Annotated in this window: 18 protein-coding genes; 12 read left to right on the top strand and 6 right to left on the bottom strand. The window is 63.6% G+C overall.

Going from position 1 to position 21,817, the window contains the following annotated elements; genetic code table 11:
- Positions 1-25 precede the first annotated feature (25 nt).
- Positions 26-1,957, bottom strand: a complete 1,932-nt coding sequence (locus tag Q3C01_RS33100) for a long-chain fatty acid--CoA ligase (RefSeq protein WP_458149465.1) — start codon at positions 1,955-1,957, stop codon at positions 26-28.
- Positions 1,954-2,775: an ABC transporter ATP-binding protein gene (locus Q3C01_RS33095; protein ID WP_458149464.1), complete on the bottom strand. Its 822-nt coding sequence runs from the start codon at positions 2,773-2,775 to the stop codon at positions 1,954-1,956. Before Q3C01_RS33095 ends, Q3C01_RS33100 begins: the two co-directional genes overlap by 4 nt.
- A gap of 337 nt (positions 2,776-3,112) precedes the next feature.
- On the opposite strand from Q3C01_RS33095, the gene Q3C01_RS33090 reads away from it, so the two are divergent.
- Positions 3,113-3,787: a Crp/Fnr family transcriptional regulator gene (locus Q3C01_RS33090; RefSeq protein WP_458149493.1), complete on the top strand. Its 675-nt coding sequence runs from the start codon at positions 3,113-3,115 to the stop codon at positions 3,785-3,787.
- A 19-nt stretch (positions 3,788-3,806) separates the two neighbouring features.
- Here Q3C01_RS33090 and Q3C01_RS33085 read toward each other — a convergent pair whose 3' ends face one another.
- Positions 3,807-5,069, bottom strand: coding sequence for an MFS transporter (locus Q3C01_RS33085; RefSeq protein ID WP_458149463.1), 1,263 nt, complete (start codon positions 5,067-5,069; stop codon positions 3,807-3,809).
- Positions 5,070-5,388: 319 nt separating this feature from the next.
- Between Q3C01_RS33085 and Q3C01_RS33080 the strand changes: the two genes are divergently transcribed.
- A complete protein-coding gene (locus Q3C01_RS33080) occupies positions 5,389-8,706 on the top strand; it encodes an adenylate/guanylate cyclase domain-containing protein (RefSeq protein WP_458149462.1) in 3,318 nt (1,105 codons plus the stop codon).
- Between the two features lie 21 nt (positions 8,707-8,727).
- Complete coding sequence (locus Q3C01_RS33075; protein ID WP_458149461.1) at positions 8,728-9,408, top strand: peroxiredoxin-like family protein; 681 nt, start codon at positions 8,728-8,730, stop codon at positions 9,406-9,408.
- Positions 9,409-9,412: 4 nt separating this feature from the next.
- On the opposite strand, the gene Q3C01_RS33070 is transcribed toward Q3C01_RS33075, so the two are convergent.
- Complete coding sequence (locus Q3C01_RS33070; protein ID WP_458149460.1) at positions 9,413-10,252, bottom strand: uroporphyrinogen-III synthase; 840 nt, start codon at positions 10,250-10,252, stop codon at positions 9,413-9,415.
- 141 nt (positions 10,253-10,393) lie between these two features.
- On the opposite strand from Q3C01_RS33070, the gene purU reads away from it, so the two are divergent.
- Positions 10,394-11,257: a formyltetrahydrofolate deformylase gene (purU, locus tag Q3C01_RS33065; protein WP_458149459.1), complete on the top strand. Its 864-nt coding sequence runs from the start codon at positions 10,394-10,396 to the stop codon at positions 11,255-11,257.
- Between the two features lie 126 nt (positions 11,258-11,383).
- Here the strand turns inward: purU and Q3C01_RS33060 are convergent, their stop codons facing one another.
- Positions 11,384-11,668: a hypothetical protein gene (locus tag Q3C01_RS33060; RefSeq protein WP_458149458.1), complete on the bottom strand. Its 285-nt coding sequence runs from the start codon at positions 11,666-11,668 to the stop codon at positions 11,384-11,386.
- Between the two features lie 519 nt (positions 11,669-12,187).
- Here Q3C01_RS33060 and Q3C01_RS33055 point away from each other — a divergent pair.
- From Q3C01_RS33055 to Q3C01_RS33030, 6 genes are all read left to right on the top strand, one after another.
- Positions 12,188-13,366, top strand: a complete 1,179-nt coding sequence (locus tag Q3C01_RS33055; RefSeq protein ID WP_458149457.1) for an ABC transporter substrate-binding protein — start codon at positions 12,188-12,190, stop codon at positions 13,364-13,366.
- A 134-nt stretch (positions 13,367-13,500) separates the two neighbouring features.
- Positions 13,501-14,370 carry a branched-chain amino acid ABC transporter permease gene (locus Q3C01_RS33050; protein ID WP_458149456.1) on the top strand — a complete coding sequence of 290 codons (870 nt, stop codon included), beginning with the start codon at positions 13,501-13,503 and terminating at the stop codon, positions 14,368-14,370.
- Between the two features lie 9 nt (positions 14,371-14,379).
- Entirely contained in the window at positions 14,380-15,408 is a 1,029-nt protein-coding gene (locus Q3C01_RS33045; RefSeq protein ID WP_458149455.1) for a branched-chain amino acid ABC transporter permease, read from the top strand.
- Positions 15,405-16,160, top strand: coding sequence for an ABC transporter ATP-binding protein (locus tag Q3C01_RS33040; RefSeq protein WP_458149454.1), 756 nt, complete (start codon positions 15,405-15,407; stop codon positions 16,158-16,160). Before Q3C01_RS33045 ends, Q3C01_RS33040 begins: the two co-directional genes overlap by 4 nt.
- On the top strand, positions 16,153-16,869 hold the full coding sequence (locus Q3C01_RS33035) for an ABC transporter ATP-binding protein (protein ID WP_458149453.1): 717 nt from the start codon (positions 16,153-16,155) through the stop codon (positions 16,867-16,869). Before Q3C01_RS33040 ends, Q3C01_RS33035 begins: the two co-directional genes overlap by 8 nt.
- A 73-nt stretch (positions 16,870-16,942) precedes the next feature.
- A complete protein-coding gene (locus tag Q3C01_RS33030; RefSeq protein ID WP_458149452.1) occupies positions 16,943-18,061 on the top strand; it encodes a cobalamin-independent methionine synthase II family protein in 1,119 nt (372 codons plus the stop codon).
- A 261-nt stretch (positions 18,062-18,322) separates the two neighbouring features.
- On the opposite strand, the gene Q3C01_RS33025 is transcribed toward Q3C01_RS33030, so the two are convergent.
- Positions 18,323-20,032: a caspase family protein gene (locus Q3C01_RS33025; RefSeq protein ID WP_458149451.1), complete on the bottom strand. Its 1,710-nt coding sequence runs from the start codon at positions 20,030-20,032 to the stop codon at positions 18,323-18,325.
- A gap of 84 nt (positions 20,033-20,116) precedes the next feature.
- Here Q3C01_RS33025 and Q3C01_RS33020 point away from each other — a divergent pair, with 84 nt between their 5' ends.
- Together Q3C01_RS33020 and Q3C01_RS33015 are read left to right on the top strand one after the other, a co-directional pair.
- On the top strand, positions 20,117-20,308 hold the full coding sequence (locus Q3C01_RS33020; protein WP_458149450.1) for a hypothetical protein: 192 nt from the start codon (positions 20,117-20,119) through the stop codon (positions 20,306-20,308).
- A 188-nt stretch (positions 20,309-20,496) separates the two neighbouring features.
- On the top strand, positions 20,497-21,817 hold a 1,321-nt coding region (locus Q3C01_RS33015), incomplete at its 3' end, for a hypothetical protein (RefSeq protein ID WP_458149449.1).

Here is a 21,817-nt window from a genome sequence, read left to right as displayed (position 1 = left end):
GCAGCACCCTGCGCGACAACCTGTGTCACTCCGCTGCCTCCGCCATGTGGCCGTGCCCGCCCAGGTCTACTACCCGCAGCGTCGTGCGCACGCGCTGGGTGGTGCCGTCCTGGAAGCGGATCACGGTGTCGACGGGGATGTTGGCGTCGCCGCGGTAGATGGCGTCGATAATATCTGCGTATTTCTCGTTGATGACGCCGCGGCGCACTTTTCGAGTGCGGGTGAGCTCGCCGTCGTCGGCATCCAACTCCTTGTAGAGCAGGAGGAAGCGCGAGATGCGCTGCGCCGGCGGCAAGGTCGCGTTGACCGTCTCGACCTCCTTCTGGAGCAGCGCATAGACCTCCGGCCGCGAGGCGAGGTCGCTATAGGTCGTGAACGAGAGCCGCTTCTTCTCCGCCCATTTCGAGATGATGGAGTAACGGATGCAGATCATGGTCGCGAGCGCGTCGCGGCCCGCACCCAGCACTACGGCTTCGGCGACATAGGGCGAGAACTTCAGCTTGTTCTCGATGAACTGCGGCGAGAAGCGTTCGCCGCGCGAAGTCTCAGCGAGGTCCTTGATGCGGTCGATGACGACGAGCTGCTTGTTATCGTTGAAATAGCCGGCATCACCCGACAGCATCCAGCCATCCCTGATGTCGGCGACGCTTGCCTCGGGGTTCTTGTAGTAGCCCAGGAACATGTTGGGATGCCGCACCACGATCTCGCCGACGCCGTGGACGTCGGCGTTGTCGATGCGGATCTCGACGCTGTCGGCCATCGGCACGCCGGTGGTGTCAGGGTCGACCTTGCCTGCGGGATGCAGCGTGTAGGCCCCAAGCAGCTCGGTCTGGCCGTAAAGCGTGCGCAGCGGCACGCCCATCGCCTGGAAGAATTTGAAGGTGTCAGGCCCGAGCGCCGCGCCGCCGGTCGCGGCCGAGCGCAGCCGAGTGAATCCGAGACGGTCGCGCAGGGCGCGGAACAGGATCATGTCGGCAAAGCCCGAATGCTTGCCTTGCGCGAGCGCCGCAAGCCCGGTCTTCATGCCAAGATCGAACAGCCGCTGCTTGAACGGCGTCGCGTCCATCACCTTGGCGCGGACGTCGGCGGCGATCGATTCCCAGACGCGTGGCGCAAAGAGGACGAACGTCGGCGCGATCTCGCGCAGATCGTTCATCATGGTGTCGGGCTCTTCGACGAAGTTGATCTTCATCCGGCAAAGCAGGCCTTTGCCGAGCACATAGACTTGCTCCATGATCCAGGGCAGCGGCAGCACCGAGACGTATTCGTCGTCCGGTCCTTTCGGATCGAAGGCGAGATAGGTCGCGCAGTGGCCGAGCACGCGGCCGGCGGCGAGCATCGCGAGCTTGGGGTGCGAGGTGGTGCCTGACGTCGTGCAGAGGATCGCGACGTCCTCGCCCCTGGTCGTATCCACGAGCTTGTCGTAAAGCTCCGGCTCGCGTGCAGCGCGCGCACAGCCGAGCTCGGCGAGCTTTTCGGCCGGCATAAGCCGCGGATCGTCATATTTCCGCATGCCGCGCGGATCGGAATAGATGATGTGCTTCAGCTCTGGCACGCGATCGGCAAGCCCCAAAAGCTTGTCGACCTGCTCCTCGTCCTCGGCGAAGACGAGCTGTGCCTCGCCATGGGTAAGGAGATAGGAGGCTTCCTCGTCCAGCACGTCGCGATAGAGCCCGAGGCTCAAACCGCCGATGGCATGGGTGGCCACTTCCGCCGCGACCCAGTCGGGCCGGTTGTCACCGATGATGCCGATGACGTCGCCGCGGCCGAGGCCGAGTTCAACGAGGCCGAGCGCGAAATCGCGTACCCGCGTCTGGTAATCGCTCCAGGTGAAAAGGCGCCAGAGCCCAAAATCCTTTTCGCGCAGCGCGACCTCGCTGCCGTGCTCCTTGGCATTCAGCCTCAGCAGTTTCGGATAGGTATCGGCCTGCGCGACGCGTCCTGCATAGTCCATCATGCCGCGCACTCCGGGGCCGCGGGCCTGTCGTCGGGATCGACCAGCACCTCGTCCTCCTCGCCGAGATAGGCGCGCTTGACGTGGGGATCGGCCAGCACTGCGGCCGGATCGCCCTCGGCGATCTTGCGGCCGAAATCCAGCACCATGACGCGGTGGGAAATATCCATCACCACGCCCATGTCGTGCTCGATCATCACCACGGTCATCCCGAATTCCTCGTTGAGATCGACGATGTAGCGGGCCATGTCCTCTTTCTCCTCGAAGTTCATGCCGGCCATCGGCTCGTCGAGAAGAATGAGACGCGGCTCCAGCGCCATGGCGCGCGCAAGCTCGACGCGCTTGCGCAGGCCGTAGGGCAGGGTGCCGGCTTGCGCTTTTCGAACCGATTGCAAGTCGAGAAAGTCGATGATCTCCTCGACCTTGCGGCGGTGCGCGAGCTCCTCCTTGCGCGCGCCGGTCAGCCAGTACAGCGAGCCGGTGATGAAGTTATTCTTCAGGAGGTGATGACGGCCGACCATGATGTTGTCGAGCACGCTCATATGGTGGAACAGCGCGAGATTCTGGAAGGTGCGGCCGATGCCGAGCGAGGCGCGGGCGTTCGGCGTCAATCCGGTGATGTCGCGGTCCCGGTAGAACAGCTGGCCTTCGGTCGGCTTGTAGCGACCGGAAATACAGTTCACGATCGAGGTCTTGCCGGCGCCGTTGGGGCCGATGATCGAGAACAGCTCGCCGTCCTTGATGGAAAAGCTGACGTCGGTCAGCGCGCGGACGCCGCCGAACCGCAAGGACACGCCGCGCACTTCAAGACTGGTTGCCACCAATTATTCCCTCCCCGGCGACGGCGCTTTGGCGCTCTTTCGTCCATTCCCTTGGGCCGATCCTATATCGGCCGTTCGGACGAAACCATGCAGCTGATGGTCCCGGCCCGATCACGCCAGGCGGCGTTGTCCCCATTGGGAACAAAAGCCGCTATTCGCGCGAGGTGGTCCTCAATAGGGTAACGCGCTATTTTGAAATGTCTTGTGCCTGACAATTCGTCGGCAAAGTTTTTCGCGGGGGCGGGTCCGGCTTCTTTTGCCGCGCGGCGAATGAGGCGAATTTGTTGCGATGCAGCAATCGAGCGGGGTGACGGTACGTGCGGTTGGCTTCGAGATCATGATTTCTGAGGATCAATTGAAGCGCGTCGCCGCATGGTCGCGCGAACTCGCGACACGTGAGATTGAGGTCGCCCGCGCCGGGATCGTCGAAAAATCCTACGTCAACGGCGAGACCGTCTTCATGCGTGGCGACAAATTCGACTATTGGGCCGGCGTGGTCAGTGGGCTCGCACGGATGGGCGGGGTATCGCGCGACGGCAAGGAGACGAGTTTGGCGGGGCTCACCGCGGGAGCCTGGTTCGGCGAGGGCAGCGTGCTCAAGAACGAGCCGCGGCGCTACGACGTGGTCGCGCTCCGCGACAGCCGCCTTGCACTTATGGAGCGCAGCACCTTCCTCTGGCTGTTCGAGAACAGCGTCGGCTTCAACCGCTTCCTGGTGCGCCAGCTCAACGAGCGGCTCGGCCAGTTCATCGGCATGCTCGAGGTCAACCGCACGCTGGACGCCACCGCACGCCTTGCCCGCAGCATCGCTTCACTGTTCAACCCGATCCTCTATCCGGATTCCAAGACGCATCTTGAGATCACGCAGGAGGAGATCGGCGCACTGTCTGGCATGTCGCGGCAGAACGCGAACCGCGCGCTGAATCGGCTCGAGAAGGAGGGGCTGCTGCGGCTCGAATATGGCGGCATCACCATCCTCGATGTCGAGCGGTTGCGCGGGTATGGGGATTAGGGCCTGGGGCGCCGTCCCTTCATCGCGCATTGGCTGGCGCGTGTGCCGGCCACAGATCGTCGCGCCAGCGCACTGCAATCCCCATCATCGCAATGAACCCCGAGATCGCATACAGCGAGCCTGTCGCCGAATAGCCGATGCGATCGATCAAACTGCCCGCCGCGAGCAACCCGAGCGGCAAGCCGTAGATCACCATCATGCGCACCCCCATCACGCGGCCCCGGAGGTGCGCGCTCGCCGCGCGCATCAGGATCACGGCGGCGGCAATCATCGACATGCTCTGGGCGATGCCGGCGAGCACGAGGCAGGCCATGGCGACCGGCATCGTCCTCAGTCCGACGAACACCAGCAACATCGCGTACCAGGCCAGTGTTGCGCCGATCAGAAGCCGGGCGATGGGCAAGCCGCCCACTAGGCTCAGCGTGATGGAGCCGATCAGCGAGCCTACGGCGAAACTCGCCGACAGATAGCCTAGACCGGTCTGGTCGGTATGAAAGATGTCGCGCGCGACGAAAGGCAGTAATCCGTTCGTCAGCGGAAATGCCGTGAGATTGGCCAAGAATGCGACGCAGAGCGCCGCCCTCATCCCGGGGCCATTCCAGGCATAAGCCACGCCTTCCTTCAGGTCGCGCAGCAGTCCCGTGCCGGCGCGGCCGTCCACCGGGCGGTGACTTGCAGCAGAGGACTTTGCCTGTCGGGTCAAGCCGAGCATCAGGATCGCGGCAACGAGATAGAGACTGGCAATCGCCACATAGACGAGGCCGATGCCGAGCGCGGCGAACAGTCCGGCGCCGGTCAAGGCGCCGGCGATGCGCGCGCTATCCTGGGTCGTGCGCGACAGACTTATGGCACCAACCAGTTGTTCGGCCGGCATGATGCTGGCGAGCAGCGCGCTGCGCATGCCGAGATCCGAAGGGCGGATCAGGCCCATGACCGCGACGACGATCATCACATTGAGTGGCGCCAGATGGCCGGTGAGGGCCAGCGCCATGATGGTCGAAGACAGCGCCGTATAGGCAAGGCGCATCGCGACGAGAAGATCCCGGTGACCGATGCGGTCTCCGACCATCCCGAACACCGGCGCAATCAGTGTCCCGACATATTGCAGCGATGCCAGGATGGTGAGCAGCAGCACCGAGCCGGTCTCCACCATGATGTACCAGCCAAGCACCAGTGTCTCCACCTCGAATGCCCAGGAGGTGAGCAGATCGGATGGCCATTGAAAGCGGTAGTTGCGGATGCGGAACGGCGCGAGTGCGGAAGGTCGTACGGCTGTGCTCAAGATGCGATGACGGGTTTCACGGCGATTCCCTGCCCTTATTATTTGTTCTGTTCGCCAGCCTAGTGCCGGCGATGCACGTGTCAATTGACGCTACCGCATGCCGCCATGCCCGCCGACATCAGGCAATGTGCCACGCGCTGTGCAACCCGTTTCGTGGACGGATAGATGAGCCGCCGCTTGCTCTTCCGGCGTGCCGAGCCCATTCTGGTCCGCACCCCAGACCCATTCGGCGGGGCCAGGGGATCGCGCCATCGCGGTGTACGCGAGCGTCTCGGACCATGAAAGGTCTTAGACAGGGTCTTGGACAGGGTCTTGGGCCATGAACTGCTCGGGTTGCGGTTTCGAGGTTCAAAGCGGCTTTGCCTTCTGCCCGAAGTGCGGCACGAAGCAGCCGAGCGCGTGCCCTGGCTGCGGCTTTCCATGCGCGCCGGATTTCGCATATTGCCCGAAATGCGGCGTCCTCGTCCGTGAGGCTTCCAAAGGCGGCGGGGAGGCATCGGTGCGGACGAGCCCGACGACAATTCCGATCAGATCCGCCTCGCCGCCGCTCGCGCCGACGGTCGAGCCTCAATACGCGTTTCGACCGCAGTCGGACAAAATCGATGGCGAGGCAAATCGTCGTACCATCACCGTTCTGTTTGCTGATCTCAGCGGCTTCACTTCGATGAGCGAGCGGCTCGACCCCGAGGTCATGCAGACGCTTCAGAACGAACTGTTCGAGGAACTGACGGCCGCGGTGCAGAGCTTTGGCGGCTTCGTGGACAAGTTCATCGGCGATGCGCTGCTTGCTCTTTTTGGTGCGCCGGCCGCGCACGAGGACGATCCGGAGCGGGCGATCCGCGCTGCCCTGGACATGATCAGCCGGACGGCGCGCCTGAGCGAACGCGCGAAGGCGTATGCTGGTTCGCCGCTGCTGCTCCATGTCGGCATCAACACCGGGCACGTCGTTGCTGGAGGGCTGGGTGTGGGTGTTGCCAAATCCTATTCGGTGACCGGCGACACGGTGAATACCGCACAGCGATTGCAGTCGATGGCGCCTCCGGGCGAGGTCCTGGTCGGGCCGCTGACCCACCGTCTGACGCGGCATGCGTTCTCCTATGACTCGCTTGGCGAGGTCTCGCTCAAGGGCAAGATGGGCAGCGTCCTGGTCCATCGTCTGAAGGGGGCGCTCGACACGCCCCGTGCGGCAAGAGGTCTCGACACGCTGGGCCTCAGCGCGCCTCTGATCGGGCGCGACGCCGAGCTTGCCCGCGTGATTGGCAGCCTTGATCGCGCGTGCAGTGGCGCGGCTCAACTGGTGCGCCTGGTCGGCGAAGCAGGAATCGGGAAGACGCGCCTGGTGAACGAATTCGTCGCCCGTCTCCGCGATGAGGATCGCTTCGCAGATGTGGCGATCCGGAAGGCCGTCTGCTCGCCATTGGGCGAACAATCCTACGGCACGCTCGCCGCGGTGCTGCGCAGTGCCTATGGCATTGCGCCGAAGGCCAGCGCCGCAGAGACCGAGGCCAAGCTGGCTGCAGCGCTGTCGGAGCTTGGCCTTGCGACTGATGAGGCACAGCGGCTGATGCCGCTCTATTTCCACGTCCTCGGTCTCGGCGACCCCGACGCCGTGTTGCAGCACGTCGAGCCCGAGCAGCTCCGGCGGCAGATATTCTTTGCGATTCGCACCGTGTTCGAACGACGTCTGGCCTTGTCGCCGCTTCTGATCATTGTTGAGGATCTGCACTGGGCCGATGCCGTGTCTCTCGAAGCGCTGCGATTCCTGATGGACCGGCTGGAGCGCACGCGGCTGATGCTGTTGTTCACGCATCGGCCAATGCTGGAGCTGGATCAGTTCGGTTCGGGTCGGATCAGCCACACAACCCTTCGGCTGCCTCCGCTTGGCGACGCCGACGGAGAAAGGCTGCTTGCAGCATACTTCAGTCACGGTTGGCGTGAATCGCCAGGATATCTGTTCAGTCGAATCCTCGAGCGTGCGGGCGGCAATCCACTTTTCTTTGAGGAGATCATTCGCGGTCTCATTGAAGCCGGCACCCTGGAGCGTGACGGCGTGCAGTGGCGGATCAAGTCGGATGAAGCCGCCGCCGACATTCCGGCAAGCATCCAGGCGCTGTTGCTGGCACGCCTGGACCGGCTGCCGCACGAGGTGCGCCGGCTGGCCCAGGAGGCCGCGGTGATCGGCCCGCGCTTCGATGCGGCTCTCCTCAGTGCGACCGCAACCGAGGGGGTAAAGGTAGAGGCGGGGCTCGAGCTTCTGTGCGACGCCGAGATCGTCGAGGAGGTCGCGGGCTCGAACTCGATTTCGCTGCGATCCTACCGCTTCACGCAAACCATGCTTCAGGACGTGATCTATCAGAACCTGCTCTTGCAGCGCCGGATCGAGCTCCACGGACGGATTGGTACCGCTCTGGAGCATCTCCATGGCAACGAGCCACAGCGGCTCGAAGACCTCGTCCTGCTCGGACATCACTTCAGCCTGAGCGCGAGCAAGCCGAAAGGCGCGCGCTATCTGCGGGCGGCCGGCGATCGCGCACGCGCGACCTATGCCAATGACGATGCCATCCGTCTCTACCAGCAGGCCCTCGCCGTGTTGTTGACCGGCGGCGAAGGCAAACCTGAACGCCTGGTCCTGTACGAGCAGATCGCGGATCTCTGTGGCGCGGCCGGCCGTCGAAACACGGCCGAGGAGCATTACCAGAGCGCGCTGGAAGGTCTCCGCGCCGCGGGGGACCGCATCGGCGAAGCGCGCATTCTTCGCAAGCTTGGCCGGATGTTGTGGGACGCCGGCAAGCGGATCAAGGCAGAAACCCACTACGCAGAGGCAGCTGAACTGCTTGGAGGGACGGACGCGCCTGTCGAGTGGGCGCACCTCTTGCAGGAGCGCGGCCGTCTCGCGTTTCGCATGGGTGACCACATGGCTGCCGCGAGATGGGCCGACGAGGCGCTTGGCTACGCCCGATCCGTGCCGGCGGACGCGGACAAGCATGCCGAGGCGGCGCGCGCCATTGCGGAGGCTCTCAACACCAAGGGGGTTGCACTTGCGCGGCTTGGACGACACCAGGAGGCGGTGCGCGAGGTGGAGCAAAGTGTCGCAGCCGCCGAGGCCGCGGGCCACCTCAACGTGGCCTGCCGCAGCTACACCAATCTTGGCGTGCTCTACACCACTGTCGACCCGGCGCAAGCCATGGAGGTTTGCCGGCGCGGGCTCGATGTTGCGCGTCGCATCGGCGATCTCGGCTTCCAGGCGCGTCTGCTAGCCAACTATGCGGTCGCTTGTTGCACCTTCACGGACAAATGTTCCGAGGAGGGGGTGCCGGCCGCCGAGAAGGCGATCGAGATCGACCGTGCGCTGGATCAGCGCGAGCATCTCCCGGTGCCCTTGATCGTGCTCGGGCAAATCCATCAGTGCCATTTCCGCCCCGACTTGGCCGCTCGCTGCTACAATGACGCAATCGAGGTGGCGAGCGAGACCGGCGAGCCGCAGCAGCTCTTTCCGTGCTATGATGGTCTTGCGACATTGAACCTTGATCGAGGCGACATGCCCGAGGCCGAGCGGTATTTCGCGCTGGCCCAAGATGTCTGCGCCCGGCACGGACTCGATCCCGCAGGGCTGATCGTACTGCCATTTCTTGACTAGCCAATGTGAGGGAGTTCAATCATGTCAGACCGCCATGTCGATGGACCACTTCAGCCCGGTGATCGCGCACCGAACATCGTGCTGGACGCCATCACACGCGAAGGAAAGATCGCGCTCCAGGACTATCGCGGTCATAGTCCGATATTGGTGGGCTTGTTTCGAGGCCTGCATTGCCCGTTCTGCCGGCGTCACATCGCGGCGCAGGCGCAGCTTGACACAGCCCTGCGCGAGAAGGGCGTCGAAAGCCTCACGGTCGTCAATACGCCGATCGACCGGGCGCGGCTCTACTTCCGCTATCATCCATTGCCCAACCTGCTCGCTGCATCCGACCCCGAGCGGGTCTCGCACCGCGCGTTCGGCCTGCCTAATCTCGAGTTCACGCAGAACGAGACCGAGTGGCCGCGCAAGGTGGGCATGGACGTGGTTCTGAGCATGCCAGTCGATATGCCCGGCGAATTGCCCGGCCCGATGAACCGGCCGGCGGCCGCCGAGTACCTCAACAACAAGGACGGCTACGAGATGACCGAAGCCGATCAGCGCATGGCGGCAACCGGCACGGGCCAGCTGTTCGGCCAGTTCCTGCTCGATCGGGAAGGGATCGTGCGTTGGACGTTTACCGAGGTACCTGACGGCGGCCAGCGCATGTTCGGAGCGCCGAGCCCACAGGAGTTGATGTCGGCCGCCTCGCAGTTGGCAGGCTAGGCGATCAACCCGTCACTTTCGGCCGTTTCTCTGCGAGCGCCGCTGCCATCGCCGAGATGAGCGGGCGCATGAAATAGTGGTCTTCCACCGGCGCGATGTCGGTGCGCAAGCCATGCGCGGCGAGCTCGCCGGAGACCGCCGGCCCCACCGATGCAATCAGCGTCCGCTCGAACCCAGCGCGCAGGCGCGCCTCGCTGCCATGCGCCTTTGCGGCTTCGATCAGGCGGCGGACCTGGCCGAGATTGGTGAGCGCGATGGCATCGATCCGCCCCTCCACCATGTCGTCGATCGCAGTGACGATATTCGCATCCGCCGCCTTCGGGTCGTAGACGTAGGGCAACACGGCATCGACTTTGGCGCCTTGCGCCTCGAGCGAGCCGATCAGCGTGCTGTGATCCTTGTCGGGATAAAGCTGAAGCCCCAGCCGATGCCCCCTGAGATCGATCTTCGATAGCATCTCGATGACGCCCTCGGTGGTCGGCTTCTCCGTGGTCTGCTGCGAATCCAGCCCAATCTCGCGGAGGGCGCGCCCCGGCTTCGGGCCGCGGGTGAATTTTCGCGTTTTGGCGAGCGCTGTGACAAACGCTTGGTCGATCCCGCGCTCGCGCGCGAGCTTCATCATCCGCCGCAGGCCTTCGCCGGTCATCAGCACGAGGTCGTCGAATGGCCTGTCGATGCTGCGTCGGATCCAGGCCTCGACCGGCGCGGGGTCCGGCGCGTCGTGAATGGCGAACATCGGGCATTGCACGACGTCGGCGCCCTGTTCAGCGAGAAGCTTCGAAAATTGGGCCTCCTCGCGCGTTTCCAGGATCAGGATGCGGTAGCCGTTCAAGCGGTCGGCCATGAGCGTGCCTCGGTTTGGGATTGCAATGTTACGTTCATCCTGACTCCGGTCTTGGGATTGGCGCAAGGCCGGCTACGGTGATAGAGCAGGACGCAAATCGGCCTGTTCCGTATCCGTTTGCCCAAACCTTCATCAACGCCCATGCCCGACCCCCAATATGTTCTGACGCTTTCCTGTCCGGATCGCCCCGGCATCGTCTCGGCGGTGTCGACCTTCCTCGCCCATAACGGACAGAACATTCTCGACGCCCAGCAGTTCGACGACGTCGAGACCGAGAAGTTCTTCATGCGGGTCGTGTTCACGGCGGCCGATCTCGCCGTCGAACTGTCGGCCTTGCAGACCGGCTTCGCCGCCATTGCGGAGCGCTTCGGCATGGAGTGGCAGATGCGGGACCGCGCCACGCATCGCCGCGTGATGCTGCTGGTGTCGAAGTCCGACCACTGCCTGGTCGACATCCTCTATCGCTGGCGCACCGGCGAATTGCCGATGATCCCGACCGCGATCGTCTCCAACCATCCGCGCGAGGTCTATGCCGGGCTCGATTTCGGCGAGATCCCGTTCCACCATTTGCCGATCACCAGGGACACCAAACGCGAGCAAGAGGGGCAAATCCTCGATCTCGTCGCGAAGACGAAGACAGATCTCGTGGTGCTCGCCCGCTACATGCAGATCCTGTCGGATGATCTTTCCGCAGAGCTATCGGGGCGCTGCATCAACATCCACCATTCATTCCTGCCGGGCTTCAAGGGCGCAAAGCCCTATCACCAGGCGCATGAGCGTGGCGTCAAGCTGATCGGCGCGACCGCGCATTACGTGACGCGCGACCTCGACGAAGGCCCCATTATCGATCAGGACGTCGAGCGCATCAGCCATCGCGATACGCCCGAGGATCTCGTCCGCAAGGGACGGGACATCGAAAGGCGCGTGCTGGCGCGCGCGATCCGCTACCATCTCGACGACCGCGTCATTCTCAACGGGCGCAAGACCGTGGTGTTCGTGGATTAGTCGGCCGTCGTTCCAGAGCGGGCGAAGCGCGAACCCAATGTGCAATTGCACACTCGAGATTCTCAGGTGCGCAATCGCGCACCTGAGTTCGACGCTGACGCATCGCCCGGAATGACGATGTGTCGCTCAATGCACCGCGTCGCTGGATGTCGAGCCCGTGGCGCCTTTCTGCGCCTGCTCTTCCTTCTCGCGATCCGCGGCCGGCATCATCCGCTTGCGTTCGCGTTCCTTCATCCAGGCGTCGTATTGCGGCGTGCCCGGGCGCGGAGGCGCGTCGGCCGGCAGGCCGCCGGCCCAGTGTGGGACATAGTCGCCCATCCCTGAGGAAAGCTTCTCGTTGACCGTGCCGCAGCCGGTCAGCCCCATAGCAAGTATGAGGAGGGTCAGGAGAGAGCTGAAACGTTGCGGCATCGTAAGTGGCGCAGAAAATTGGAGCGGGTTAGCCGGAGCTGGCGTCGGGAGACCAGCCATCAACAAGGTAAAATAGACTTATTCGAGATAGGTAATATAGTACCAAGTTCGAACGAGCTGGAAACTCCCGGATGTAGAAATTCTGCAAAAGAAAGACGAAATCCTCCATCCACGCCGCGCACGCGATTTCTAAACTGCCGTCCGGGCTCGCGACAATCTGGCTTGGTCGTCGAATGGGCTTTTTCGTTGACAAGTCCATTTTATTTGTACAAGCGTACAAATTGATGCGGTCAAGATCGAGGTGCGTAGTCACCTCGACGTAACCGCGACATCGCTCCTCACTGCTGGCAACCGGAACGCGCGGTTTGCGCCGAATGGTCGCCAAACGTCCGATTGACAACAGGGGCGCGAAAGACGCCATGTGGCCCCCGCCATATGGTTCGGTCTGAGTTTTGGTGAGGCAAGAGCCGGGCACTCGGTTCAGGGCGCAAGAGAAGGAAGAAGGGGAGGGACATTTTGATGTTCGGACGTCGCAGATTGTCATGGGTCGCCACGCTCACGGCCGTCGCCGGCCTCGTGGCCGCAATGCCTGCCAGGGCTGAAGATACAGTGAAGGTCGGCCTGATCCTGCCGATGACCGGCGGCCAGGCCTCGACTGGCAAGCAAATCGAGAATGCGATCAAGCTCTACATGCAGCAGAAGGGCGACACCGTCGCCGGCAAGAAGGTCGAGATCATCGTCAAGGACGACGCTGCGATTCCCGACAAGACCAAGACGGCCGCGCAGGAGTTGATCGTCAACGACAAGGTCAATTTCATCGCCGGCTTCGGCGTGACGCCGGCAGCACTCGCCGCAGCGCCGCTTGCCACCCAGGCCAAGATTCCGGAAGTCGTGATGGCGGCCGGCACCTCGATCATCACCGAGCGCTCGCCCTATATCGTGCGCACCAGCTTCACGCTGGCGCAGTCCTCGACCATCATCGGTGATTGGGCGGTTAAGAACGGCATCAAGAAGGTCGCGACTCTCACCTCTGACTACGCGCCCGGCAATGACGCGCTCAACTTCTTCAAGGAGCATTTCACGGCCGGTGGCGGCGAGGTCGTCGAAGAGGTCAAGGTGCCTCTGGCCAACCCCGATTTCGCGCCCTTCCTCCAGCGCATGAAGGACGCCAAGCCCGACGCGATCTTCGTGTTCGTGCCGGCCGGCCAGGGCGGCAACTTCATGAAGCAGTATGCCGAACGTGGCCTCGACAAGGCCGGCATCAAGGTGATCGGACCGGGCGACGTCACCGACGACGATCTCCTCAACAACATGGGCGACGCCGTGCTCGGCACCGTGACCGCGCATCTCTACTCTGCCGCGCATCCTTCGCAGATGAACAAGGATTTCGTCGCGGCCTACAAGAAGGCCTTCGGCACCCGTCCGGGCTTCATGGCGGTGAGCGGCTATGACGGTATCCACCTGATCTACGAGGCGCTGAAGAAGACGGGTGGCGATACCGACGGAACCAAGCTGATCGAGGCCATGAAGGGCCAGAAGTGGGAGAGCCCGCGCGGCCCGATCTCGATCGATCCCGAGACCCGCGACATCGTGCAGAACATCTACATCCGCAAGGTCGAGAAGGTCGACGGCGAGCTCTACAACGTCGAATTCCAGACGTTCGAGAACGTCAAGGATCTCGGCAAGACCAAGAAGTGACGCGCGAAAGCGCGTCATCCCGGGGCGCGCCTAGCGCGAACCCGGGATGACCAAATTGTTGAAATGAGATTCCGGGTTCAGCGCTCACGCGCTGCCCGGAATGATGAGCGTCTACCAGGATCAATCCACTTCCGATGACCTCAATCCTCACCAACCTGTTCGACGGCGTTGCCTACGGCATGCTGCTGTTCGTGCTCGCCTGCGGACTCGCGGTCACGCTCGGCCTGATGAACTTCGTCAATCTCGCCCACGGCGCCTTTGCGATGACCGGCGGCTACATCTGCGCCGTGCTGGTCAACCAGCAGGGCTGGCCGTTCTTCGCTGCACTGCCGCTCGCCTTCGTCTCCGCCGCCGTGATCGGCATCGCGCTGGAGCGAACGCTCTACCGCCACCTCTATGCGCGTAGCCATCTCGATCAGGTGCTGTTCACGATTGGCTTGACGTTCATGTCGGTCGCCGCCGTCGACTACATCATGGGATCGTCGCGGGTGTTCATCAACCTGCCGGCGGCGCTGCAGGGCCAGTTCGACCTGTTCGGCGTCGGCATCGGTCGCTACCGCCTGATGATCATCATCATCTGCGGGCTCCTCACCATCGCGCTCCAGCTCGTCCTCGCAAAAACGCGCTTCGGCAGCCGTCTGCGAGCCGCGGTTGACGATCCGCGCGCGGCGAGCGGCCTCGGCATCAACGTGCCGCAGGTGTTCGCCTTCACCTTTGCGTTCGGCTGCGGCCTCGCCGGCCTCGGCGGCGCGCTGAGCGCGGAGATCCTTGGGCTCGACCCGTACTTCCCGCTGAAGTTCATGATCTACTTCCTGATCGTGGTCACCGTCGGCGGCTCGTCCTCTATTACCGGTCCATTTCTGGCTTCGCTGCTGCTCGGCATCGGCGACGTGGCCGGCAAATATTACGTGCCGAAGATGGGCCCCTTCGTGATCTACACCATGATGATCGTGATCCTGATCTGGCGCCCGAACGGCCTGTTCGGCCGCACGGCTGCGCGTTGAGTTGAGCCGATGAGCGCTGCATCCGACGTCGGTTATCACGCCCAGCGCCATGCGCGCTGGCACTATGGCGAAGTCGCCTTCTGGCTCATCGTGCTGGCCTGCGGCTTCGTGTTTCCCTCGCGCTATCTGATCATGACCGACATCGTGCGGCTCGCGCTGTTTGCGATGTCGCTCGATCTCATCCTTGGCTATGCCGGTATCGTCTCGCTCGGTCATGCCGCGTTCTTCGGCGTCGGCGCCTATGGCGCGGGACTTCTTGCGCTGCACGGGATCATCAACGAACCCGTGATCGCGCTCGTTGTCGCAGGTCTTGCCGCGATGGTGCTCGGCTTTGCCACCAGCTTCCTGGTCATCCGCGGCGTCGACCTGACGCGTCTCATGGTGACGCTCGGCATTGCGCTGCTGCTTGAAGCGCTCGCCGAACGCTTCTCCAACATCACCGGCGGCACCGACGGCCTGCAAGGCATCGAGATGCAGCCAATCTTCGGAACGCTTGCCTTCGACATGTTCGGCAAGACCGGGTTCTTCTATTCGGTCGCCGTCCTGTTCGTCCTGTTTTTGCTCGCGCGCCGCATCGTGCATTCGCCGTTCGGGCTATCGCTGCGCGCCATCAAGAACAATCCGCTGCGGGCCGCCGCCATCGGCATTCCCGTCAACCGCCGCCTGATCGCGATCTATACGCTCGCCGCGTTCTATGCGGGCATTGCGGGCGCGCTGTTCACCCAGACGACCGCCATCGCCTCACTCGACGTGTTTGCTTTCGAGCGGTCCGCCGACCTGATGCTCGTGCTCGTGATCGGCGGTACCGGCTATCTCTATGGCGGGCTGATCGGCGCGGTCATATTCCGCATGCTCCAGGAATGGTTCTCGAGCATCACCCCGCAGTATTGGCAATTCTGGATCGGCCTCGTGCTGGTCGTCATCGTGCTGGTCGGCCGCCAGCGCCTGCATCGCTGGGTCCTCTTCATTCCCAACCGGATCATCAAGCAGATTGCCGGTCGCAAGGCGGTCGTCGCCGTGCCGGAGGGCGACGCATGACCATCGCGCTCGAAACCAGGAATCTCGAAAAGCAGTTCGGCGGCCTGCGCGTGACGCGCGACCTGTCGCTCAAGATCGAGCAGGGCGCCCGCCACGCCTTGATCGGTCCGAACGGCGCCGGCAAGACCACGGTGATCAACCAGCTCACCGGCGTGCTCAAGCCGAACTCGGGACGCATCCTGCTGGAAGGCCAGGACATCACCGATCTGCCCGTGCACAAGCGCGTGCTGCGCGGCCTGTCGCGAACCTTCCAGATCAACCAGCTCTATCCCGACCTGACACCGCTCGAAACCATTGGGCTAGCGGTCTCCGAACGCCTCGGTCATGGCGGCGACTGGTGGCGGCGCATGGGTACCCGTGACGACGTCAATGGCGAGATCGCCGAGCTCCTCAAGCACTTCCATCTGCTCGACGTCATGAACGAGCAGACCGTGACGTTGCCCTACGGCAAGCAGCGCCTCCTTGAGATCGCGGTCGCGATCGCGGCCAAGCCGCGCGTGCTGCTGCTGGATGAACCCGCGGCCGGCGTGCCCGAAAGCGAGCGACACGACATTCTCGCCGTTGTCGCAGCCCTGCCCCGCGACGTCACCGTGCTCCTGATCGAGCATGACATGGATCTCGTCTTCTCTTTCGCCGATCGCATCTCCGTGCTGGTCTCGGGCGCGCTGCTCACCGAAGGCCCGCCCGACCAGGTCGCGCGCGACCCGCAGGTCAAGGCCGTCTATCTCGGCGAGGAGGCGGTCAATGTCTGACCTGCTCGCAATCGACTCCTTGCGCGCCGGCTACGGCGAGGCGGTGGTGCTGCCCAACATGTCCCTGCGCCTCGCCGAGGGGCAGGTGCTGGCGCTGCTGGGCCGCAACGGCACCGGCAAGACCACGTTGATCAACTCCATCGTCGGCGTCACCCGACGCTTTTCCGGCTCGGTCGCGCTTGCCGGCACCGACGTCACCTCGCTGCGGCCCGACCAGCGGGCGCGGGCCGGCATCGGTTGGGTGCCGCAAGAGCGCAACATCTTCCGCTCGCTCACGGTGGAGGAGAACATGACCGCCGTGGCCCAGCCCGGCCTCTGGACGGTCGAGAAGGTCTACGAGATGTTCCCGCGGCTGAAAGAGCGGCGGAGCAACTTTGGCAACCAGCTCTCCGGCGGCGAGCAGCAGATGCTGGCGATCGGCCGCGCGCTGACCCTCAATCCGAAGGTCCTGTTGCTGGACGAGCCGACCGAGGGTCTTGCGCCCATCATCGTCGAGGAGCTCCTGAAGGCGATCGGGACCATCACCCGGGCCGGCGGCATCTGTTCGATCATCGTCGAGCAGAACGCCCAAAAGATTCTGGGGCTTGCGGACCGCGTTGTGATATTGGAGCGCGGAACGATCGTCCACGACGGCCCGAGCGCCGCGCTGAGGGCCGACCCCTCGGTCCTCGAGCGCCATCTGGGCGTCGCCGGGGCGGCCGCTCACTAGTCTGTCGGACGCGTCTTCTTCACGCGGTACCTACTTCGCTTGAAAGCGCTATTGAAAATTCGGGAGTGAACCAATGCAGCGAACCAAAGCCCCTTTCCGCGCCGACGAGGTCGGCAGCCTCCTGCGTCCGGCGAAGATCAAGGAAGCTCGCGCGAAGCTGGAGAAGGGCGAGATCTCGGCCGATGATCTGCGCAAGATCGAGGACGTGGAGATCGAGAAGGTCGTGCACAAGCAGGCCTCGATCGGCTTGAAGCTCGCGACCGACGGCGAATTCCGTCGCTCCTGGTGGCATTTCGACTTCCTGGCGAAGCTCACCGGGTGCGAAATGTTCCACCCGGACACCGGCATCCAGTTCGCAGGCGTCGAGACGCGGCATGATGCGGTGCGGGTGATCGGCAAACTCGACTTCCCCGATCACCACCCGATGCTCGACCACTTCAAGTTCCTGAAGAAATATGCCGACCAGGCCCACGTCACCGCCAAGATGACGATCCCCTCGCCGGCGGTGCTGCATTTCCGCGGCGGCCGCAAGGCGATCTCCAAGGACGTCTATCCCGATCTCGATGCGTTCTACGAGGACCTCGGCAAGACCTACCGCAAGGCCGTCAAGGCCTTCTACGACGCCGGCTGCCGCTATCTCCAGTTCGACGACACCGTGTGGGCCTATCTCTGCTCGCAGGACGAATTGAAGAAGGCGCGCGAGCGCGGCGACAATCCGGATGGTCTCCAGCAGATCTACGCGCGCATCATCAACTACGCGCTGGCCGAGAAGCCCGCCGACATGGTGGTGACGACGCATGTCTGCCGCGGCAATTTCCGCTCGACCTGGATCTCCTCGGGTGGCTACGAGCCGGTCGCCGAGACCATGCTCGCCGGCACCAACTACGACGGCTACTTCCTGGAATATGACTCGGACCGAGCCGGTGGCTTCGAGCCGCTGCGCTTCCTGCCCAAGGGCAACAAGGTCGTCGTGGTCGGCGTCATTACCTCGAAGTTCGGCGAGCTCGAGAAGAAGGACGACATCAAGCGCCGTCTGGAAGAGGCCGCCAAGTTCGCGCCGCTGGAGCAGCTCGCGCTCTCCCCGCAGTGCGGTTTTGCTTCGACGGAGGAAGGCAACATCCTTTCCGAGGAAGAGCAGTGGGCCAAGCTCAGCCTGGCTGTTGAGATCGCAAAGGAAGTGTGGGGCCAGTAGCTCTACGTCGTTCGTCACCTGAGCGACGGCAAGACCTCGCCACACCTTCGGTGTCGTCCCGGCCTAGTGGGCAATTGCGCACGGGGCCGGGACCCATACCCTCAGGGAGAAGTTGTGGCGCGAAGCTGGTAACCACCTGTCTTCGCCAAACATCATCCTGTGGTTATGGGTCCCGGATCTGCGCTTCGCTTGTCCGGGACGACACTGAATTTGAGGCGAGTTACTTCCGCTTCGCGGCAGACGTCGCCGCAAGCCCGCCCGTCACTTCTCCGCCAGATAAACCTCGCCCAGCAGAGACGAGTTCGACCACGGCACCTGCTTGTTCTTGGTGGACGAGACCACCTCCGCACGCACGCGCGTCAGCATCTGCTGTACCTCGAGCCCCGGCGTGCCGATATGGCGGGAGAGGGCGGACGAGAACGGCGAGTTGGCGCCTTCCCCGTCGAGCGCAACCTGGCCCGGCGCCGTGGCGAATGCGATCAGCGTGCCGGCCCCCAGCGTTGCACCCGCGCCGAGACTGGTCGGTGCCGCCAGACCTGAAGCCCCCTCGATGCCGCGGTAGGCGCCGGCTCCCGCCACCTGCGGCGCCATCGGGTTGTTGCGGCAGGCATCGAAGATCAGGATGTTGGTGCGGACCTGGTCGTCGAGGCCGGCCATGATCGTATCCATGTCGATCATCGCGTCCGTCATGTTGGCGCCTGCCTTCAGCTCGACGTCGATCGGGATGAGATAGTTGCGGCCGTCGATCTGCACGCCGTGGCCAGCGTAGTAGACCACCGCGACCTGCGCCCGCGCCGCATCGCGCAGGAAGTCGCGCGTCATCTTCTGCATCGCCGCGCGGTCGAGATCGATGCCCTCCGACACCGTGAAGCCGATGTCACGCAGGCTCTTTGCGACCGCGCGCGCATCGTTGGGCGGATTTGGCAACGCCTTGACATGGGCATAGGCGCCGTTGCCGATGATCAGCGCCATGCGTTTGCCGCGGCCTGACGGAGCGGGCGAGGGCGAAGTGCTCCCCTGCTGCCCTGCAGGCGCACTCGCCTGCTGCGCCGTCGAGGTCGGCGCATCGCGCGGTGTCGGCACGGTTGAATCAGATAGCAGCGACAGTCGCACCTTCGCGGTTGCCTGGTTGGACTTGCTGCCGGCATCCGACGCGGTGACGCCGAGCACGCTCTTGTAGTCTTCCTTGGCGTGCGCGTAATCGCCCTTGGCCTCGTAGGCGAGCCCGCGGAACGTGTAAGCCGAGATCAGCACGCTGTTCGGCGGCGTCATGATGTTGACCGGCGGCTTGTCCTTGGCGAGCCGGATGGCCTCGCTGCCGTCGGCAATGGCGTGGTCGAGCTCACCCTTGGCGCGCCAGATCGTAGTTCGGTGCACCAGCGGCTGCGACAGGCCCGGGTCGATGCGGATGGCCTGGTTGATGTCGGCGAGGGCGCCGTCGAGGTCGCCAAGCGCCTCCTTGCAGGCGCCGCGGTTCTGGTAGGAGAAGGCCGATTTCGGGTCGGCCTTGATCGCCGCGTCGAAATCCGCGATCGCCTTGGCGTAGTCCTTCTTGCCCTGATAGACGTTGCCGCGGTTGTGGAAGATGATTCCGCTTGGCGGCCCGAGCTTCAGCGCGTCATCGAAATCGGCGATCGCGATGTCGTACTCGCCTTTGTCGAAATAGGCCGATCCGCGCAGGTTGTAGACCGCCTGGCTCGGCTCAAGCCGGATGGCATCGGTCGCATCCGCGATAACTTTCGCGTAGTCGCCCTTCTTGTTCCACCCCACCGCGCGCCAGAAATAGATGGTGGCGAGCTGGCCGCCCTTGAACACCTTCAACGCGATGATCTTGTTGCAGGCGTCGATCTGCTGGTCCGCCGGTGTGGTGTCGGTGGTGCAGAGCGGCCCGAGCTGCGCGCGCGACTGCGCGAGGGCCGAAGCGTTCCATAGCGCTGTGACGAGCAGGCCGAGCGCAACAAGCAGGCGCATAGTCGGAAATCCCCGGGGGTGAGCGTCTCATGTTTGTTGTCGGTTTGTTGCCGGGTTGCCGATGATGGTTCAAGGGCAGAAACAATGACCGAGTTCGACATCGGCTGGATCAGCCGCGAAAGGCCAGCTCACGCTGTTTCCTCTGCGTCGCGCCTTCCCGATTTGACCGTCACCGAGACCAATCCGGTCGTGGTCGCGCCGAAGGCGGGGCTGATCGCCAGCCTGACCAGACCCGGCGACAACCTGACCGGTATCACGCTCGGTTCGAACTCCTGATCAACCCGAAGACGGCCAAAGCGCTCGGCTTCGCCCTGCCGCCCGCGCTGCGGTCCAATGCCAATGAGATGATCGACTGAACTGTCAGGCAAGATGCAGCCATCCTATCCAAAACCCACGCTTTCCCCATTGGGCAGATCGTGGTAGCACCTGCCCGGATCAGCTCTCTGCCCACCTCCGTCCCACTCATGAAGAACGACGAAATCCTCAGCCAGATCACCGAGTTCTGCCGCAAGGCGGACATGGCGGAATCGACGTTTGGCCGGCGCGCGGTGAACGATGGGAAGCTGGTGCAGCGCCTGCGCGAAGGTAAGCGCATCACCATCGACACGCTCGAGCGGATCCAGGCCTATATGGCCGCATCGATGGCCGGAGGCCTGCCGCCGCCGCGAGGGCTTCAGGTGCCGCCGGAGAAGCGCGATCCGCGCGGTAATTTCCGCTTCTTCGAGAACCGGCAGAAATACCTGCTGTTCGTCCATACCTGCAGCGAGAAGCGCGTGGTGGCCGAGCGCGTGGCGCTCGAGCTTACCAGCATCCATCCGCGCCCACCGGCCCTGCGCGTATTCGATGCGGGCGTCGGCGACGGCACGGTGCTGGCGCGGGTGCTGCGCGCCACGCACCAGCGCTTTCCGCACATGCCGTTCTATGTCGCCGGCAAGGAGCTCAGTCTCGAGGATCTGCGCCTAACGCTGGAGAAGGTCCCGGACCGCATTTTCGAGCATCCGGCGTCGGTTTTCGTCTTTACCAACATGTTCTACTCGGAGGCGCCCTGGCTGACGCCGGCCTCGCCAGCCGCGGCGGCCGCCACCGTCTGGCACGAGGTTCCGCTGCGGGGCGCTTCGTCGGGAGAGTTCGAGCAGCAGATCGCCGAACTGAGGCCGTTCCTGGAGCAGAACTGGCGCGCCGCGATCAGCCCGCGCACGGCCATGCCGCTCTACGAGCGGCCCGTCGTCCTCGTGCTCTATCGCGAGGATCACAGATTCTTGCTCGATTCGACCATTCCGCGTCCGGGTCAGGCGGAGGCCAATTTCGACCTCGTTATTGCATCCCAGCCATACCGCGCCTTGTCCTCGGTTAATTTTAGGGCAAAGCGGATCATTGCGCCGCTCGCGCGGGCATTGCGGCCGGGGGGGCGCCTGATCGGTATTCACTCTCATGGTCACGATCCGGGCATGGAAATGATCCAGGCGATCTGGCCCGGAGAAAATCCTTTCGCGGTGAGCCGTCATGAGCTATTGCGCGCAGTTAAGTATGAGCTCGGATCGTTGGGCCGCGACCTAAATTTTAATGCGTATGCTGATAACCGCTCGATCTTCAGGTATGATATGGAAGCGCTGCCCAACGAAGTGACGGGTACCATCGGAACCTCGACGGCCTTTGCAGCGTGGAATGCGGCGGTGTATGTCGCTCAGATTGAGGACGACCGGTTGACAGAAATGACTCAAAACGGCCGCACTCTGGATGCCGCCAGGGACGTGCTGCGAAAGTACAACGGGCTCTGGTTTTACG

This window comes from Bradyrhizobium sp. UFLA05-109 (assembly GCF_054185165.1).
Note: the sequence above shows the minus strand (reverse complement) of the source record. Positions and strands in the feature narration are given on the sequence as shown.

Excerpts from the sequence above, each read along its gene's own strand:
- Q3C01_RS33070 (WP_458149460.1), bottom strand. The coding sequence starts at position 10,252 with ATGGCCGACCGCTTGAACGGCTACCGCATCCTGATCCTGGAAACGCGC.
- Q3C01_RS33075 (WP_458149461.1), top strand. The coding sequence starts at position 8,728 with ATGTCAGACCGCCATGTCGATGGACCACTTCAGCCCGGTGATCGCGCA.
- Q3C01_RS33100 (WP_458149465.1), bottom strand. The coding sequence starts at position 1,957 with ATGATGGACTATGCAGGACGCGTCGCGCAGGCCGATACCTATCCGAAA.
- Q3C01_RS33020 (WP_458149450.1), top strand. The coding sequence starts at position 20,117 with ATGACCGAGTTCGACATCGGCTGGATCAGCCGCGAAAGGCCAGCTCAC.
- Q3C01_RS33035 (WP_458149453.1), top strand. The coding sequence starts at position 16,153 with ATGTCTGACCTGCTCGCAATCGACTCCTTGCGCGCCGGCTACGGCGAG.
- Q3C01_RS33045 (WP_458149455.1), top strand. The coding sequence starts at position 14,380 with ATGAGCGCTGCATCCGACGTCGGTTATCACGCCCAGCGCCATGCGCGC.
- Q3C01_RS33090 (WP_458149493.1), top strand. The coding sequence starts at position 3,113 with ATGATTTCTGAGGATCAATTGAAGCGCGTCGCCGCATGGTCGCGCGAA.
- Q3C01_RS33030 (WP_458149452.1), top strand. The coding sequence starts at position 16,943 with ATGCAGCGAACCAAAGCCCCTTTCCGCGCCGACGAGGTCGGCAGCCTC.
- Q3C01_RS33080 (WP_458149462.1), top strand. The coding sequence starts at position 5,389 with ATGAACTGCTCGGGTTGCGGTTTCGAGGTTCAAAGCGGCTTTGCCTTC.
- Q3C01_RS33040 (WP_458149454.1), top strand. The coding sequence starts at position 15,405 with ATGACCATCGCGCTCGAAACCAGGAATCTCGAAAAGCAGTTCGGCGGC.
- Q3C01_RS33055 (WP_458149457.1), top strand. The coding sequence starts at position 12,188 with ATGTTCGGACGTCGCAGATTGTCATGGGTCGCCACGCTCACGGCCGTC.
- Q3C01_RS33050 (WP_458149456.1), top strand. The coding sequence starts at position 13,501 with ATGACCTCAATCCTCACCAACCTGTTCGACGGCGTTGCCTACGGCATG.
- Q3C01_RS33060 (WP_458149458.1), bottom strand. The coding sequence starts at position 11,668 with ATGCCGCAACGTTTCAGCTCTCTCCTGACCCTCCTCATACTTGCTATG.
- purU (WP_458149459.1), top strand. The coding sequence starts at position 10,394 with ATGCCCGACCCCCAATATGTTCTGACGCTTTCCTGTCCGGATCGCCCC.
- Q3C01_RS33025 (WP_458149451.1), bottom strand. The coding sequence starts at position 20,032 with ATGCGCCTGCTTGTTGCGCTCGGCCTGCTCGTCACAGCGCTATGGAAC.